Annotated in this window: 17 protein-coding genes; 15 read left to right on the forward strand and 2 right to left on the reverse strand. The window is 70.1% G+C overall.

Features of this window, described 5'->3' with window-relative positions:
- Positions 1-13: 13 nt before the first annotated feature.
- The 3 genes from AMYAL_RS0121930 to AMYAL_RS0121940 all read left to right on the forward strand — a co-directional run bounded on the left by AMYAL_RS0121930 (position 14) and on the right by AMYAL_RS0121940 (position 2,163).
- A complete protein-coding gene (locus AMYAL_RS0121930; RefSeq protein ID WP_020633410.1) occupies positions 14-685 on the forward strand; it encodes a HEAT repeat domain-containing protein in 672 nt (223 codons plus the stop codon).
- A complete protein-coding gene (locus tag AMYAL_RS0121935) occupies positions 686-1,693 on the forward strand; it encodes a MerR family transcriptional regulator (protein WP_020633411.1) in 1,008 nt (335 codons plus the stop codon). It begins immediately after the preceding gene.
- Positions 1,694-1,914: 221 nt separating this feature from the next.
- Positions 1,915-2,163, forward strand: a complete 249-nt coding sequence (locus AMYAL_RS0121940; RefSeq protein ID WP_020633412.1) for a hypothetical protein — start codon at positions 1,915-1,917, stop codon at positions 2,161-2,163.
- A gap of 169 nt (positions 2,164-2,332) precedes the next feature.
- On the opposite strand, the gene AMYAL_RS0121945 is transcribed toward AMYAL_RS0121940, so the two are convergent.
- Positions 2,333-3,019: a M23 family metallopeptidase gene (locus AMYAL_RS0121945; RefSeq protein ID WP_020633413.1), complete on the reverse strand. Its 687-nt coding sequence runs from the start codon at positions 3,017-3,019 to the stop codon at positions 2,333-2,335.
- Between the two features lie 576 nt (positions 3,020-3,595).
- Between AMYAL_RS0121945 and AMYAL_RS0121950 the strand changes: the two genes are divergently transcribed.
- The 10 genes from AMYAL_RS0121950 to AMYAL_RS0121995 all read left to right on the forward strand — a co-directional run bounded on the left by AMYAL_RS0121950 (position 3,596) and on the right by AMYAL_RS0121995 (position 14,636).
- A complete protein-coding gene (locus tag AMYAL_RS0121950) occupies positions 3,596-5,422 on the forward strand; it encodes a hypothetical protein (protein WP_051137688.1) in 1,827 nt (608 codons plus the stop codon).
- On the forward strand, positions 5,419-5,778 hold the full coding sequence (locus AMYAL_RS0121955) for a hypothetical protein (protein WP_020633415.1): 360 nt from the start codon (positions 5,419-5,421) through the stop codon (positions 5,776-5,778). Before AMYAL_RS0121950 ends, AMYAL_RS0121955 begins: the two co-directional genes overlap by 4 nt.
- 117 nt (positions 5,779-5,895) lie before the next feature.
- On the forward strand, positions 5,896-7,065 hold the full coding sequence (sucC, locus tag AMYAL_RS0121960; protein ID WP_020633416.1) for an ADP-forming succinate--CoA ligase subunit beta: 1,170 nt from the start codon (positions 5,896-5,898) through the stop codon (positions 7,063-7,065).
- A gap of 1 nt (position 7,066) precedes the next feature.
- The gene (gene sucD, locus AMYAL_RS0121965; RefSeq protein ID WP_026467323.1) at positions 7,067-7,954 is read left to right on the forward strand and encodes a succinate--CoA ligase subunit alpha; all 888 of its coding nucleotides are present in this window, start codon (positions 7,067-7,069) and stop codon (positions 7,952-7,954) included.
- A 313-nt stretch (positions 7,955-8,267) separates the two neighbouring features.
- Complete coding sequence (locus AMYAL_RS0121970) at positions 8,268-9,095, forward strand: DUF5336 domain-containing protein (protein ID WP_020633418.1); 828 nt, start codon at positions 8,268-8,270, stop codon at positions 9,093-9,095.
- A 143-nt stretch (positions 9,096-9,238) separates the two neighbouring features.
- Entirely contained in the window at positions 9,239-10,711 is a 1,473-nt protein-coding gene (locus AMYAL_RS0121975; protein WP_020633419.1) for a cell division protein PerM, read from the forward strand.
- Between the two features lie 76 nt (positions 10,712-10,787).
- The gene (gene purN / locus AMYAL_RS0121980) at positions 10,788-11,405 is read left to right on the forward strand and encodes a phosphoribosylglycinamide formyltransferase (protein WP_026467324.1); all 618 of its coding nucleotides are present in this window, start codon (positions 10,788-10,790) and stop codon (positions 11,403-11,405) included.
- Positions 11,402-12,964: a bifunctional phosphoribosylaminoimidazolecarboxamide formyltransferase/IMP cyclohydrolase gene (gene purH / locus AMYAL_RS0121985; RefSeq protein WP_020633421.1), complete on the forward strand. Its 1,563-nt coding sequence runs from the start codon at positions 11,402-11,404 to the stop codon at positions 12,962-12,964. Before purN ends, purH begins: the two co-directional genes overlap by 4 nt.
- Before the next feature lie 79 nt (positions 12,965-13,043).
- Positions 13,044-13,727, forward strand: coding sequence for a hypothetical protein (locus AMYAL_RS0121990; protein WP_020633422.1), 684 nt, complete (start codon positions 13,044-13,046; stop codon positions 13,725-13,727).
- A gap of 108 nt (positions 13,728-13,835) precedes the next feature.
- A complete protein-coding gene (locus AMYAL_RS0121995; protein ID WP_020633423.1) occupies positions 13,836-14,636 on the forward strand; it encodes a hypothetical protein in 801 nt (266 codons plus the stop codon).
- On the opposite strand, the gene AMYAL_RS0122000 is transcribed toward AMYAL_RS0121995, so the two are convergent.
- Positions 14,633-15,340, reverse strand: a complete 708-nt coding sequence (locus tag AMYAL_RS0122000; RefSeq protein ID WP_020633424.1) for an SRPBCC family protein — start codon at positions 15,338-15,340, stop codon at positions 14,633-14,635. The two genes, AMYAL_RS0121995 and AMYAL_RS0122000, sit on opposite strands and share 4 nt — an antisense overlap.
- A 181-nt stretch (positions 15,341-15,521) precedes the next feature.
- On the opposite strand from AMYAL_RS0122000, the gene AMYAL_RS0122005 reads away from it, so the two are divergent.
- Both AMYAL_RS0122005 and AMYAL_RS0122010 read left to right on the forward strand, forming a co-directional pair.
- Positions 15,522-16,007: a pyridoxamine 5'-phosphate oxidase family protein gene (locus AMYAL_RS0122005; RefSeq protein WP_020633425.1), complete on the forward strand. Its 486-nt coding sequence runs from the start codon at positions 15,522-15,524 to the stop codon at positions 16,005-16,007.
- Positions 16,008-16,019: 12 nt separating this feature from the next.
- Entirely contained in the window at positions 16,020-16,457 is a 438-nt protein-coding gene (locus AMYAL_RS0122010; RefSeq protein ID WP_020633426.1) for a VOC family protein, read from the forward strand.
- Positions 16,458-16,491 lie beyond the last annotated feature (34 nt).

The following is a 16,491-nucleotide window of genomic DNA, read 5'->3' on the forward strand; positions in this document are numbered from 1 at the left end:
TGGTGGGCAGGAGGTGATCCCCATCGACACGACACAGAAGACTTCGCCGGACGTACGGCTGCTCGACGCGTTGAGCTCCGAGAACTCGTCGACGCGGCTCCAAGCGGCCCTGGCTGCCGGGACACACCCGGACGTCCGGTTCGTCGGCACGCTGGTGGCGCGGTGCGCGATCGAGCCGGACTTCTACGTACGAGACATGCTGACCTGGGCGTTGACCCGCCTGCCGTCGGCGAGCACGGTGCCGTCGCTCCTGGTGGAGCTCCGTTCCGAGGTCGCCCAGGCCCGGAGCCAGGCGTTGCACACGCTGTCCAAGATCGGGGACGGCACCGCGTGGCCCGCGATCACCCGGTCGCTGCTGCACGACGCCGACGACGAGGTCGCGCGAAGCGCCTGGCGTGCCGCCGTCGTCCTCGTCCCCGACGGGGAGCGGCAGAGGCTGGCAGAGGACCTGGTCGCGCAGCTCGGCCGCGGTGACCGGAAGGTGCGGCTGAGTCTCAGCAGGGCGCTCGTCGCGCTCGGAGACGACGCCATCAGGCCCGCCCTGCGGACGGGCCTGGCGAGTGCCGACCCCGAGGTGAGCGCGCACGCTCGCGCCACGGAACAGCTCTCGCGCGACCCGGACGCCGGTTTCGACGAGGCGAGGCGGATCGTCGCGCTCGGCCCGGAACGAGCCGGGGGAGCGTGAATGCTGATCGGTGAGGTGGCGCGCCGCTCGGGGGTGAGCAGCCGGATGCTCCGGCATTACGACTCCCTCGGGCTGGTGCGGCCGACGGGCCGTACCTTCGGCGGCTACCGCGAGTACTCCGAGGAGGACATCCGCCGGATCTTCCATGTGGAAAGCCTGCGGTCCCTCGGTCTTTCGCTGCGCCAGATCGGACGCGCGCTGGAGGATCCCGCCTTCGAGCCGTCCGATCTGGTCGGCGACCTCATCCAGCGGACCGAGGAACGGCTGAAGCGGGAGCAGGAGCTGCTCGAACGGCTCCGGGCTGTCGACGCGTCGGCGCCGTTCGGCTGGGAGGGTGTCCTGCGCATCGTCGAACTCCTGCACGGGCTCAACTCGCCCCACGCCGCGCGACGGCAGCAGACCGTCCTGGCCCCGGCCGAGGACGTGCCGATGCCCACCGAACTGCTGGCCGAGGCGATCCTCGCCGAAGCCGATCCGAACGTCGCCGGGGCCCTGCGGTGGGCCCTGGAGAGGGCGGGCGGCGACGGTGTGGCGAGCCTGGCGGCCGGCGCGCGTTCGGAGGACGTCGACGTCCGGCGGCGTGCGGTCCTCGCGATCGCCGGGATACCCGGTGAGGAGGCGGCCGCGGTGCTGGCGCAGGCACTTCACGATCCGGACCCGGCGGTCCACGGCCGGGCCGCGCTGGCCTTGGGTTCGCGTGGCGAGACCGCGGCGGTGCCTGCCCTCGTCCGCATGGTCGCCGAGGGCACGACCGACGTCGAGGCGGCGGAGGTCCTCGGAGCCCTGGCGGGCGACGCCGTCCGCGCGGACCGGATCCTGAGCGAGCTGACCGGCGCGCTCGCCGCACCCGCCGCGGATTCCGCGACACGGATACGCCTCGTCCAGGCCCTCGCCGAGATGCCGCCCGACCTCGCACGGGACGCCCTGCGGTGCCTGTCCGAAGACGCAGATCGGGCCGTCGCCCGCCTCGCGTCGGCGCTCGCGGGGGTGCTCGGACGTCGCGCTTGAGGGCTCGCGTCCAAAACTGTCGGACCCCTCCCGTATACCTGTGTCATCGAACACGAGTTCGATGCACTGGGGTATGCTGGACAGGCCGGTGTCCCCCGATCAGAGGAGGGGTGCCCGGTGTGGACGGGGTCTTGTTTGGGGTTCTCTCGAGTGGGGTACTCGAGTACTTGCGGGGTGTTGAAAAAGGGGCGGGGCCGGATCGGGGTCCGGAGCCGCCGGAAGTGCTCAGGCTGGTCGCGGCCTGGCGCGCGTTACTGCGGGCACACGAACCGGACGGGGCCGGACGGTGTGCCGTATGCGGGCACGCGCGGCGATGGCTGTTCGGGCCGCGGCCAGCCGGGTACCGAAATCTTTCACGGGGATTTCTCGCCGGATGGCGGCCGATCGAACGGCGCCCGGCGGGCCTCTGCACGGTCTGGCAGATCGCCGTGGGGTACTTCATCCGAAAACTGCCCGACAACGTCACCTGAGGGTGCTCAGGGTGCGAAAAACCACCTGAGTTCCGGGTCGGAAGGCCTACGACGCTTCTCGATGCCCTCAACGGGGGAAGCGGAGGTCTTGCAGACGCGTCAGAACGTCATGGTCCGGCGCGCCCTGGGTTCGGACGGGATCACCGGTGAGAAGAGAAGCGAGAGTCGATCAGCCGACGTTGACGCCACGGGCCGCGAGCCACGGACGCGGGTCGATCTTCTTCGTACCGTTCTGCCACACCTCGAAGTGCAGGTGCGGGCCGGTGCTCTGACCGCGGTTGCCGACCTCGGCGATCTCTTCGCCGCACTTGACCTTCTGGCCTTCGCGGACGGAGAACGAGTTCATGTGGCCGTAGACGTGGATGGTGCCGTCGGAGAGCTGGACCTTGACCCAGAGGCCGAAACCGCTGGCCGGGCCCGCTTCGATGACCGTGCCGTCGGAGGCCGCGACGATCGGGGTGCCGATCGGGGCCGCGAGGTCGATGCCGAGGTGGCTCGTGCCCCATCGGGCACCGAAGCCCGAGGTGAAGGTGCCCTTGGCGGGCATGCAGGTCTTGGGCCGCTTGGCCTCTTCTTCGGCCTTGCGGGCCGCTTCGGCCTCACGCTTGACGCGAGCCTGGGTGATGCTGTTGTTGTCCGAGAGCTTCTGGGCCTCGGCGGAGGCGTTCGCCGACTGGCTGGTCGGCAGCAGTTCCGGGGCGCCACCTGCGGCTCCGCCACCGAGGGCGAACGAGGCGCTCGCGTCCTGGGTGCTGGCCAGCGGGGTGACGGCGGCGTCGGAAGATTCCGAAACGGACTTCAGGGTCTGCCCGGCAGCGGCGGCCGCGAAGGCGCCGGCAGCGACGGCCGCGACCACGACACGGCCGCGAAGGGCCGAGGACGGGGGCGACAGTCGGTGCGAGCCCCGGACGCGAACGACCGCACCATCGAGTGCGTTCTCGAGCGCCGGGGAAGGAGCTTGGCCGCCGGGGGAGCGGTGTGAAGCCAAGACGGGGCCTTCCGTGTTCGGGGAGTCGGATCAAGAGCTCGGGCGGGGGAACCCGGTGAAGAACCTCGGGGGTGGTTCGTTCGGTGCTCTCATTCGTGATCTGACTGTAATGGGGACCCGAGGACAGTAACGAAGCGGCACCCCGGTCAGCAAGATCTGGCGGCGCCCTCGGCCGATCGGGCGACGGAGATCTAGCTGTTATCCAGTGAAGATTACTCAAAGTTAGAGTGGGTTTACTCTTAACCTTGTGATTTGCGTTACAAGATCATGCGGCCGTTCGGGGGTACCGGAGGGTCGGAAAGGAGGCAAACGAGGGAAATAACCGGTTGCCCGGTGATGTTGAAGGAGGCTTACCCGCTTTCAGCCGTGCCCGAGACCTCGCCAGGACCTGTGGTGCCCCTGCTGGCGGGCCCGGCCAGGCCCGGCTTGCTAGCGTCGCCGTCGATGACTTCGCGCTCACGGCCCCCCGGCGAGACCGCCGGGCAAGCCGTCCACGGGACCGAGTCCGCCGAACTTCTCCGGAACGAACCGGGCGCCCGCCCGCGAGCGCTTCTGCTGTCGGCGGGGCTGGTGTCGGCCGGTGCGGTCGCGCTGGCCGCCGGCGCGCTGATGCCCGCCGTCCGCGACGGTTCGCCTGGTTTCACCGCCGGTCCGTTGCTGGTCGTGCTGGCCTTGGCGCCCGCGGTGGCCGTGCTCTACGCGGTGGTGACGGGACGTCCGGGGCTCGCGGCCGGGCTGGTGCTGGGGCTGACCGCGCTCGCGCCAGGGCGGTTGCTGCTGGACCTGCAGCTGCTCGCGGACGGATCACTCGCCGCGCGTCCGGAACTGTTCCTCGCCGACAGGCTCCTCACGTTGCCTCCGGCGGGGCCGGGACTGTGGCCGCTGGTGGCCGGCCATCTGCTCACGCTCGCCGCCGGGGTGTTCGCCGCCGGGACCGCCCGCGACGAGGCGGAACTGGCCGGTGAACTCGACGGACGGCGTCGCTGGCGGCTGCTCGGGCCCGTGCTCGGGGTCGCGGGCGGGATCGGCCTGTTGCTCGCGCCGCTCGGTTCGGGCAACGCGTACCTCCTGGCCAAGAACGCCTTCGAGGGACCGACGGTCGCGATGGCCGGGTACCTGCTGCTCGCGGCCATGCTGCCGCTGACCGTGCTCGTGGCGGTGAGTTCACCCTCGGCCGGGGTCGGCAAGGGCGGGTTCGCCGGGGCGGGGCTGGCGGCGCTCGCGGTCGGCGTGCCGCCGATGGTCGCGGGGCTGGTCGTGGACCGGCTCTCGGTCGCGCCGGGTTCGGTGCTGGTGACCGTCGCGGGCCTGGGGCTGCTCGGGCTGGCCTTCACCCGGTTCGACGTCGAGGAAACGGGCGAGGCGGTCACCGGGGATCTGGCCGGTGAGGCCAGGCTGCCGGGGCTGTTCTGGTGGCGGCTGGCCACCGGTGGGCTGGCGCTGCTCGCCGCGGCGGCGGCGGTCGCTGGCGCGCTGACCCCGGTACTGAAGGCCAACGGTCCGACGCCCGTCCCCGAGACGCCGGCGCGCTGGCTGCTGCTCGGCGCCGCCGTCGTGCTCGCGGTGCCCGCGCTGTTCGTCTTCGTGCCGCGGCTCTCGGCGTTCGCCAGGGGCATCGTCGCGGCGACGTGGGCGGGTATCGTGCTCGCCGGGGCGGCCGTGCTGAGCGCGGCCCTGTCGGTGACCGAGGACAAGGCGGTGGATCCGGCGTCGTTCGGCGTCGACCTTCCGCTGCCGTTGCCGGACAGGGTCGGTTACTCGGCGGCTCAGGGCGTCACGTGGACGTTCATCGCGCTCGCGCTGGCCGCCGTGGCCGCGCTCGCCGCCGTGATCACCGGTGTAGTGGAACGCGACGTCTCCGAAGACGGCGGAATGGACGAACCGCGGGCGAACGGGAACGTGCTCACCCCGGTCGTCGCGGCGGCGGTGCTGGCGATCGCCGCGTTCGGCACGCCGGTGTTCATCGCGCCCGGCTACACCGCTCCGGGCCTGTGGTCGGACTTCGGCGCGGCGTCGTGGGGCCTGCTCGGCGCGCTCGCCGTGGTTCTCGGCCTGTACGCGCTCGTCCCGCGTTCGCGGCCCGCCGCGGCCGCGGCCGCCTTGGCCGGTGCCGCGCTGGTGCTCGGCCTGCGCGCGGCCGAACTGCCGCTCGTCGGCTCGGAGTACGACGCGGCCTCGGCGGGGATCGGGTTCTGGCTCGCGCTGGGTGCCGCCGTCGTCTCCCTCGTCGCGGCCGGGATGGCCGTCGCGGGCGCACGGCGGCCCGAGTGACCCGTCGTCTCCTCCGTGTCGTGCTGGCCGAGTTCGGCGTCGAGGAAGGTTCGGCGGTCGCGCTCGGGCGGCTGCTGCGCGACGACGGGGTCGAGGTCGTCTACACGGGACGCCTCGACACCGCCGAGCAACTGGTCCGGACGGCCGAACAGGAGGATCCGGACATCCTGGGTGTCGTGTGCGGCGCGAGCGAACCGGAAGGGCTCGCCGAAACGCTCCCGGACGTTCTCCTCTTCGCGGTCGGTAACGGCACGAGCGGGTTCGAAAACGGCTTCGAAAGCCTGGAAGAGGCGTCGAACTGGGTTTCCGGTGTGCGGTCTCACACCGTGGAAACCCCGTCTGACCGCGTACGGTGACCGACTTCACCAGGTGCGGAGTCCCCTGCTTCTGCGCAGGTCGCTAACCTCGACTGGTCCGACAGCGCGGTCCGGCAACGGACCACCACAGTGGCGTGTCGTCAGGAGACTGGAGTAGTGGACCTCTACGAATACCAGGCGAGGGATCTCTTCGCCGCCCACGGAGTACCGGTTCTGCCGGGTGCCGTGGCAAACACCCCCGAAGAAGCCAAGGCCACCGCCGAGAAGATCGGCAACCAGGTCGTCATCAAGGCCCAGGTCAAGACCGGCGGCCGCGGCAAGGCCGGCGGCGTCAAGCTGGCCCAGACGCCCGACGAGGCCGCGGAGAAGGCCGAGGCGATCCTCGGTCTCGACATCAAGGGCCACATCACGCGTCGCGTGCTGGTGGCCGAAGCCTCGGACATCGCCGAGGAGTACTACTTCTCCTTCCTGCTGGACCGTGCGAACCGCACCTTCCTCGCGATGGCTTCGGCCGAAGGCGGCGTGGAGATCGAGCAGCTGGCCGTCGAGCGTCCCGAAGCGCTCGCGAAGATCCCGGTCGACGCGATCGTGGGTGTCGACAAGGCGAAGGCCGTCGAGATCCTGACCGCGGGCAAGTTCCCGGAGAACGTGGTCGACGAGGCCGCGGACGTCGTCGTGAAGCTCTGGGAGACCTTCGTCTCCGAGGACGCGACGCTGGTCGAGGTCAACCCGCTGGTCCGTGACCCGCAGGACAAGATCATCGCCCTCGACGGCAAGGTCACCCTCGACGAGAACGCCTCGTTCCGTCAGCCGGGCCACGAGGCCCTGGTCGACAAGGACGCGGAGAACCCGCTCGAGGCGAAGGCCAAGGCCAAGGACCTCAACTACGTCAAGCTCGACGGCGAGGTCGGCATCATCGGCAACGGCGCGGGCCTCGTGATGTCCACTTTGGACGTCGTGGCGTACGCGGGCGAGAAGCACGGCGGCGTCAAGCCCGCCAACTTCCTCGACATCGGCGGCGGCGCTTCGGCCGAGGTCATGGCGGCCGGTCTGGACGTCATCCTCAACGACACCGACGTGAAGAGCGTGTTCGTCAACGTCTTCGGTGGCATCACCGCTTGCGACGCGGTCGCGAACGGCATCGTCGAGGCGCTGAAGATCCTGGGTGACGAGGCCACCAAGCCGCTCGTCGTGCGGCTGGACGGCAACAACGTCGTCGAGGGTCGCCAGATCCTCGCCGACGCGAACCACCCGCTGGTCACCGTGGTGGACACAATGGACAACGCGGCCGACAAGGCCGCCGAGCTCGCCGCGGCAGGTGCGTGAGATGTCGATCTTCATCAACGAGAACAGCAAGGTCATCGTCCAGGGGCTCACCGGCTCCGAGGGCATGAAGCACGCGACCAAGATGCTGAAGTCCGGCACGAACATCGTGGGTGGCGTCAACGCCCGCAAGGCCGGTCAGACCGTCTCCATCGAGGGCAAGGACCTCACCGTGTTCGGCACGGTCGAGGAGGCCATCAAGGAGACCGGCGCCGACGTTTCGGTCATCTTCGTGCCGCCGAAGTTCGCCAAGGACGCGGTCATCGAGGCGATCGACGCGGGGATCCCGCTCGCCGTGGTGATCACCGAGGGCATCCCGGTGCACGACTCGGCCTACTTCTGGGCGCACGCCGTCGCGACCGGCAACAAGACCCGCATCATCGGGCCGAACTGCCCCGGCGTGATCAGCCCCGGCAAGTCGAACGCGGGCATCATCCCGGCCGACATCACCGGTGCCGGCCCGATCGGTCTCGTGTCGAAGTCCGGCACGCTGACCTACCAGATGATGTACGAGCTGCGTGACATCGGTTTCTCGACCGGTGTCGGCATCGGCGGCGACCCGGTCATCGGCACCACGCACATCGACGCCCTCGAGGCGTTCGAGGCGGACCCCGAGACCAAGGTCATCGTGATGATCGGCGAGATCGGTGGCGACGCCGAAGAGCGTGCCGCGGCCTACATCAAGGACAACGTGACGAAGCCGGTCGTCGGCTACGTCGCCGGCTTCACCGCGCCCGAGGGCAAGACCATGGGCCACGCCGGCGCCATCGTCTCCGGCTCCTCCGGCACGGCCGCCGCCAAGAAGGAGGCCCTCGAGGCCGCCGGCGTCAAGGTCGGGAAGACCCCGAGCGAGACCGCCGTCCTGGCGCGCGAGCTGTACAACAGCCTCTGATCCTTCGGAGACTGAGCTTTCCCCGGCGGGCCGGGCACCTTCACCGGTGCCCGGCCCGCCTGCTTTCGCCCTTCAGATCGCGATTAGCCCGCGAAAGTCGAGTCCGGGCCGTGTCGACTTTCGCGGGCTAATCGCGATCCGGACGTCGTGGAGGGGTTCCGCCGGGAACCCGATCGGGTGTACAGACGTCTCAGAGCCCGAGACGCGAGGTGGCCGCGTGCGTGCGCTAGCGTTCGAGCATCACAGCCGCCTCGTTTGTCCCAGGAGTTCCGCGCGCCCTGGGGTGCCGGTCGAACGACAGGAGAGCATTCGGATGTCCTATCCCAGCGGTGGGCCCGGCTACCCCCAGCAGGGTGGCGGCCAGCAACACCCCAACCCCGGCTCGGGAGCCTTTCCGCAGCAGCAGGCGCCGTCAGCGGCTGCTCCGCTGAACCTGGCGCTGCTGCTCGCGCTCGCCGTCACCGTCCTCGGCCTGGTGCAGTTCTTCATCGGTTTCTCCGATGAAGCCGACGCCGCCGGGCAGGTCTCGGTCTTCCTCCTGGTCAGTGGTCTGCTCGCGGCGCTGCACGCGTTGCCGCGCGGCCCGAAGACACTGCCGTTCGCCGCGTTGTTCAGCGTCCTCGGCGCGTTCGGCGGCCTCGACCTGATCATCGGCTACGGGAGCGGCCGTGCAGAGGTCTCGGTCCCCGGCATCCTCACCGTGGTGCTGATCCTCGGCATCCTGCAGATGCTGGTCGCGGTCGCGGCGCTGCTGTTCGAGCACGACGTCATCAAGCTGCCCGCCGCGAAGCCGCAGCAGCAGGCGACGCAGGGCCCCTACAGCCAGCAGTTCGCGCAGCAGGGCCCGCAGGGTCCGTTCGGCCAGCAGGGCCAGCAGGGTCCGGCCGCCACCCAGGTCCAGCCGTTCCCCGGCGCGGGCCAGCAGGGGCAGCCGGGTCAGCCGGGGCAGCAGCAGGGCGAGCCGTCCGGCCCGTTCGCGCAGCCTGGCGGGTTCCAGCCGCCGGTCACGCAGCCGCCGGGCCAGCAGGCCACGACGTACGCGCCGCAGCAGGGCCAGTTCTTCCAGCAGCCGCCGTCTTCCTCGCCGGAGCAGAGCCAGAACCCCGGTACGCCGCCGGGCGGTTTCGGCCAGCAGAGCTGAATCTTTCGCACGTAAGACACCCGCTGTGACTCTCCGTGTCACAGCGGGTGTTTTTCTTTTCCGGGTTACCCGACCGGGTGGGTTGAGCCACGTGCGCCGTCCGGCGGCGGCGTGCCTCACCCGGACGGACCAGCCCGGATGTCATGGTGCGGATCATGAAGCTGCTCACCCGCGACGAACGCCCGCCGGGCGAAGAGCCGGTGAGCGACCTCGTCCCCGAGCCGGAGGTGTCCAGGGCGAAGCGGGTTCGTGTGTCGCTCGCCGCGGCCTGCGCGCCCCTGCTGTTCTCCTACACCGCCGTCGCGCTCGTCCTCGCGGTGGTCTCATTCACCGCCGACCGGTCCCGGTTCTCCGCCACCGGCGCCCTGCTCGCCGCCGGTCCGGGCTGGCTCGCCTCGTGGCAGGTGGAACTCGAACTCGGCGGGCATCCGCTCGGCGTGCTGCCGTTGCTGCCGACGCTCGTCGTCGCGTGGCTCACGGCGAGGGCTGCCGCGCGGGCCGCCCGCCGGATCGGCGGCCGGACCCCGGCGGACGCCGTCCCGGTGGTGGCCGTGATCGCCGGGGCGCACGCGCTGTTCGGCGTGCTCATCGCCATGCTGACCGCCGGATCGCCGATCGCGGTGAACCCGCTGACCGCCTTCTGCGTGCCGGGACTGCTCGCCGGGCTCGCCGCCGTCGCGGGGGTCGCCAAGGTCTGCGGGCTCCCGGCCGCGGTGCGGGACCGGTTCGACCCGGTGGCCGTCCACGGCCTGCGGGCGGGCGCGCTCGGCCTCGCCGCGCTGATCGCCTGTGGCGCGGTGGTGTTCACCGTTGCCACCGCGCTCTCGTGGTCCACTGTGGACAGTCTGTTCGAATCCGGCTTCGGCGCGAGCTTCGGCATGTTCGTGCTTTCCGTGGCCTACCTGCCGAACGCGGTCGTCGCCGCGTTGTCCTTCGCCACCGGGCCGGGCTTCTCGGTCGGTTCGCTGACCGTCGGCATGTTCGGCTACCGGGAAGGGCGGCTGCCGGGGGTGCCGGTGCTGGCGGGGATCCCGTCGCAGCACGCGGTGTGGTGGCCGGTGCTGCTGCTCCTGCCCGCGCTGGTCGGTGTGCTGGTCGGCTGGAAGATCCGCACGATCGACGAGGACCCGATGCTGCGGATGCGGGCGGTCGCCGTCGCGGGCGCGCTCGTCGCGTTCGGCTGCGTCGTCCTCGGGACCTTCGCCGGTGGGAGGCTCGGCGACGGGCCGTTCGACCCGGTCAGCGTGCCGGTCGGGGTCGCGTCGGTGATCGCCTTCTGCTGGATCGTCCTCCCTGGCGGCTTCGTCGCGTTCTTCGCCGGCGCGCATGAGCCGCCGGAGCCTCCAGGGGAACCCGAGGCCGAAGTCATCGCCGAGGATGTCGCTGTCGACGAAGACGCCGTCGAGACTGAAGAGGACGAAGCGGCGGAGCCCGCGGAAGAACCCGAAGCCGAGTTCGACGACGAAGCCGAGGCGGAACTCGCGCGGGAACTGGGTGAAGACCTCGACGAGACCCCGGCGGAAACAGCGCCCGAGCAGGACGGTGCCGTCGACGACGCTGTGACCGAGTCCACCGACGGGTCCGGCGACGAAAGCGCCCCCGGCGGCGACCGTTAGGGTTGTCGCGACCAGGTGAAGCGCCGTACGCCCGAGTGCGTACCGCCGTGGCAAGGAGCCCGTTCTGGCTAGTCGGTTGGACCTGCCCACTCCGGTGAAGCTCGTCGTCCTCGCGTCCGGTTCCGGCACGCTGCTGCAAGCCGTGCTCGACGCGGTCGAAAAACCGAACTTCCCGGCGAAAGTGGTCGCCGTCGGAGCGGACCGCACCGGGATCGAAGCGCTCACGCGGGCCGAACACGCCGACGTGCCGTCGTTCACCGTCAGGATGGCCGACCACCCGGACCGGGCGGCGTGGGACAAGGCGATCACCGAAGCCGTCGCCGCCTACCAGCCGGATCTGGTCGTCTCGGCCGGGTTCATGAAGATCCTCGGCGCCGAATTCCTCGCGCGGTTCCCCGGCCGCGTGATCAACACGCATCCGGCGTTGCTGCCGTCGTTCCCCGGCGCGCACGCCGTGGCCGACGCGCTGGCGATGGCGGTCAAGGTCACCGGGTCGACGGTCCATTTCGTCGACGCCGGAGTCGACACCGGGCCGATCATCGCGCAGGAGCCGGTGATCGTGGAGACCGACGACGACGAACACGTCCTGCACGAGCGGATCAAGGCCGTGGAACGCAGGCTCCTGGTGGAAACGATCGAAAAACTCGGCCGGAGCGGGTGCGCGGTCGAGGGACGAAAGGTGAGGTTTTCGTGAGTACCGCACAGGGACAGCGTCCCGTCCGGCGCGCGCTGATCGGCGTCTCCGACAAGGCAGGCCTGCTGGAGCTCGCCACCGGGCTGCACGCGGCGGGCGTCGAGATCGTGTCGACCGGCGGAACGGCGAAGGTCATCGCGAACGCCGGGGTGCCGGTGACACCGGTCGAAGAGGTCACCGGGTTCCCCGAGTCCCTCGACGGCCGGGTCAAGACGCTGCACCCGCGCGTGCACGCGGGCCTGCTCGCCGACCGTGACCGCCCGGAGCACGTCGAGCAGCTCAAGCAGCTCGACATCGCGCCGTTCGACCTGCTCGTGGTCAACCTGTACCCGTTCACGCAGACCGTCGCCTCGGGCGCGAGCCCGGAGGACTGTGTCGAGAACATCGACATCGGCGGTCCGGCGATGGTGCGTGCCGCGGCGAAGAACCACAACAGCGTCGCCGTCGTGGTCGACCCGTCCCGCTACGAGTGGGTGCTGGAGCGCGTCGCCGGCGGCGGTTTCGAGCTGGCCGACCGCAAGCGGCTCGCCGCGCAGGCCTACGCGCACACGGCGGCGTACGACACCGCCGTCGCCGCGTGGTTCGCCAACGTCTACGCGCCCGCGGACGACTCCGGCTTCCCGGACTTCACCGGCGCTTCGTGGGAGCGCGGCGACGTGCTGCGCTACGGCGAGAACCCGCACCAGAAGGCCGCGCTGTACAAGCACTGGCGGCCGGGCCTCGCGCACGCGGAACAGCTGCACGGCAAGGCCATGTCGTACAACAACTACGTCGACACCGACGCCGCGCGCCGCGCCGCCTACGACTTCGACGCCCCGGCCGTCGCGATCATCAAGCACGCCAACCCGTGCGGGATCGCGGTCGGCGAGGACATCGCCGAGGCGCACCGGAAGGCGCACGCTTGCGACCCGGTTTCGGCCTACGGCGGGGTGATCGCGACCAACCGGCCGGTCACCCGCGAGGCAGCCGAGCAGATCTCCGAGGTGTTCACCGAGGTCGTCCTGGCGCCGGACTTCGACGCCGAAGCGCTGGAGATCCTGCAGCGCAAGAAGAACGTGCGGCTGCTGAAGCTGCCCGCGATCACGTCGCCGGATCCGATCGAGTTCCGGCCGATCTCCGGCGGCATGCTGGTGCAGACCGTCGACACGATCGCCGCCGAGGGCGACGACCCGGCGAACTGGACCCTGGCCACCGGTGCGGCCGCCGACGAGCGGACGCTGGCCGACCTCGAGTTCGCGTGGCGTTCGCTGCGCGCGGTGAAGTCGAACGCGATCCTGCTGGCGAACGACGGCGCGACCGTCGGCGTCGGCATGGGCCAGGTCAACCGGGTCGACTCCTCGCGGCTCGCGGTCTCGCGGGCGGGCGACCGGGCGAAGGGCTCCGTCGCCGCTTCGGACGCCTTCTTCCCGTTCCCGGACGGGCTCGAGGTCCTGCTGGAGGCCGGTGTCCGCGCCGTCGTCCAGCCGGGCGGATCGATCCGCGACGCCGAGGTCATCGCCGCCGCCGAGGCCGCCGGGGTCACCCTGTACCTCACCGGCACGCGCCACTTCGCTCACTAGGCCGTCTCGACTTTCGCGGGCTAATCGCGATCCGGATCGCGATTAGCCCGCGAAAGTCGATCCCGAGGGGGGAACTCGGATGTATCAGCAGCCGCAGGGGCCGGGCGGGCCACCGCCGGGGTTCGCTCCGCCTCAGCCGCCCTGGGTGCAGGCGAAAGCGAAGAAGAAGCGCCGGATCGTCTTGATCCTGGTGATCGTCGCGCTGCTGGCGCTGCTCGTCGGTGGCGGTGTCACCGGTGGCATCCTCGCGTCGAAGTACTACAAGTCGACAGGGGCGGCGCCGACGTCGACCCCGGTCCCGCCGGAGTGCGAGGCCTTACGGCCGACGATGGAGCGCCTCGGCGTCCCGAACGTCAACGAGGTCAAGGTCACCCTGCCGTCCGCGGCCGCCACGTCGTCGAAAGACACCTCCTGCACCTGGCGGCCCACCCCCGCCGAACACGTGCGTTACCGATCTCTGTACGTCACGATCAAGGCCTTCACCGGGCCTGATGCCGAGCGGCAGGCGAGCGACTACAACCCTCCGACGCAGGGCGAGATCGTCCCGCTGCCGGAGATCTCGGACCGGGCATGGTCCCGGATCGAGAGCTCCGGCGGCGCGCACAGCACGGCGGAGCTGTGGGCCCGGCGCGGCAAGGTCCAGGTCTGGGTCATGTACTCCGCCAAGGACAAGGGCTTCTTCGTGGACGAGCGCGTACCGGCCGACGTGCTCTCCGGCGAGACCAAGACGGTCGCCATGGCCGTCTTCGATTCGGTGCGCTGACCCCGTTGGCCACCCGCGACCCCGGCCGCCGTGCCATGCTGACCGCGTGTCGACTTTCGCGGGCTAATCGCGATGCGGGACGTACGTGAGGGATCGGTAGGAGGATCGGTGCACCAGCCGCCGCAGGGGTACGGCCAGGGGCCGGGTTACGGCCCGCCGCCTGGACAGGGAGGCCAGCCGGGCTACGGACAGCAGCCGGGTTACGGCCAGCCTCAGCCCGGTGGGCCGGGCTACGGGCAGCCACCTGGCTACGGTCCGCCTCCCGGTTACGCCCCGCCTGGCTACGGGCCGCCGCCCAAGAAGAAAAAGACCGGGCTGATCGTCGGCCTGGTCGTGGGTGGCGTGGTGCTGCTCGGACTGGGCATTCCCGGCGGCATCTTCGCGTCGGAGTACTACTCGTCGGTCGGCAAGGCGCCGGTCTCCCAGCAGCCGCCTCCCGAGTGCAAGGTCGCCCCGGAGACCTTGAACAAGACGGTCACCAACAGCTTCCAGGGCGTCCGCGAGAACGAGATCAAGGCGGGCGAGATCGTCACCAAGCAGTACGGCTGTTCCTGGCTGGCGCCGGAGGGCGACAACGTCCACGACCGCGCCCTCCAGGTCATGGTCTACCGCCACGAAGGACCGGACGCCGAGAAGCGCGCGAAGGAGTCCTCCGTCGGGTCGGCCGCGCCGTCCGAGCGTCAGCAGCAGGTGCAGGGCATCGGGGAGAAGGCCGTTCTCGTCTCTCTCGACACCGACAGCGCCTTCAGCGGTGCCGAGCTGCGCTTCACCCAGGGCGTGTACGTCGCCATCGTCACCTACAAGGGCTGGGACAAGGGGTTCTTCTCGAACTCGCCGATCCCGCCGGCGGAGTCCGCCGAAGCGGCGAAGTCCGTCGGCGCCGAGATCGCGAAGAACTTGCCCCGCTAGGCGTACAGGCCGTTCAGCCAGGCCGTCCACGCCTTCGCGGCCTTGTCCGCATCGGCGTCTTCGGCGAACAGGTGGTGCCCGATGCCGACAGGCCAGCCCCAGGCGTTCCGGCCGTAGAAGCGGTACAGCGCGTCTTCGGTCCGGACGCCGATGAAGGCCGACGTCATGTAGTCGACGACGCCTTCGACGGTGCCGACCCCCGGCACCTCGAAGCGCACTTCGTCGCCGGCGACGGTCGCGCCGATCGCCGTACGCACGACCTCGAACGCTTCAGGAGCCTTCGACGCTTCGGGCGCGTCAGTCTTGAAGTACTTCACCTCGCGCCGGTTGAAGTGCGTCAGGTACTCGCCCAGCGAGTGGTAGTAGAACGCTGTGTGCCGCTTGCACGCGTCGTACTCCACGTCGTCGAGGACCGTGGTGTGCTCGTAGCGCAAGTACGTGCCGCCGTCCTTCGGATCGAGGACGTACTCGAGCGTGTTGAACCAGCCGCTCTCGTCTTCCGCGTAGGTGACGAAGTGCTGTGACGGCTTCCAGACGGTCACCATGCCGCCGTTCGGGGTGAGGCCGGACTCGGCGCCGCCGTCCCGCGGCTCGTACTGGATCGGCCAGAGCCACCCGCCGCTGCCGGTGGTGATCGCGGCCCAGGTGTCGGCGGGTGTGGTGGGCAGGAAGCCCTCGAAGCGGACCTCGGATTCCTTCGCCATGACTGTCCTCTCTTTCGTTCCCTCACTGACGCGTCGCCTGGTCAGGGCCCGTTTCGACACACAGATCGCGATTAGCCCGCTAAAGTCGATGTGACTCGGGTCACAGGTCGGGGATGTAGAAGTGCGGGGGACGGCGGCGTCCCTGGGGTGTCCGCGAAGACGGCGACCCGAGGAGAGCGACATGCAGCAGCACACGATCGACGAGATCCTGAACCGCCCGCTCAGCCAGGAGCTCCTGGCCCGTGACCTGGCCCGCCTGGCCTACACCGCGCTCGACGGCACACCGCGGTCGATCCCGATCGGCATCCACTGGAACGGCAGGGAGATCGTCATGTGCACCCCGACGAACGCGCCGAAGCTGCCGTCGTTGCGCCGCAACCCCGCGGTCGCCCTGACCATCGACACCGAATCGCATCCGCCGAAGATCCTGCTCATCCGCGGCACGGTCGAACTGGACCACGTCGACGGCATCCCCGACGAGTACCTGCAGTGGAGCGGCACCTACGAGATGACGCCCGAGCAGCGGGTCGAGTGGGAGAAGCAGGTGCGGTCGCTCTACGACGGCATGGTCCGCGTCGTGGTGACCCCGACCTGGGTCAAGCTCATCGACTTCGAGAACACGCTGCCCACCGCCGTCGAAGAGCTCATGCGTCGGCAGAGCGCCTGAAAGGAACCGGTCATGAAGCTCGAACACATCGGCGTGGTCGTCCACGATCTCGAAGCGGCCAAGGCCTTCTTCACCGAACTCGGCCTCGAACTGGAGGGCGAGGCGTCACTCAAGGGCGACACGGTCGATCGCCTCACCGGGCTCGACGACGTCCGGACGGACATCGCGATGATGCGGACGCCGGACGGCCACGGAGGGCTGGAGCTGATCAAGTACCGGGCCCCGAGCCGCGGCGGAGACTCTCGCGTGCCGATGAACACGCCCGGCATCCGCCACTTCGTGTTCTCGGTGGAGGGCATCGAGGAGGTCCTGGAGCGCTTGCTGTCACATGGCGGCGAGCTCGTCGGCGAGCTGGTGCAGTACGAGGACAGCTACCGGCTCTGCTATGTCCGCGGCCCGGAAGGGATCACCGTCGAGCTGGCGGAAGAGCTCGTACGCCGGGAAGCGTAGGCGAGAAGCCGCGTTTCGACGGATTCCCGCGAAG

This window comes from Amycolatopsis alba DSM 44262 (assembly GCF_000384215.1).
Taxonomy (GTDB): domain Bacteria; phylum Actinomycetota; class Actinomycetes; order Mycobacteriales; family Pseudonocardiaceae; genus Amycolatopsis; species Amycolatopsis alba.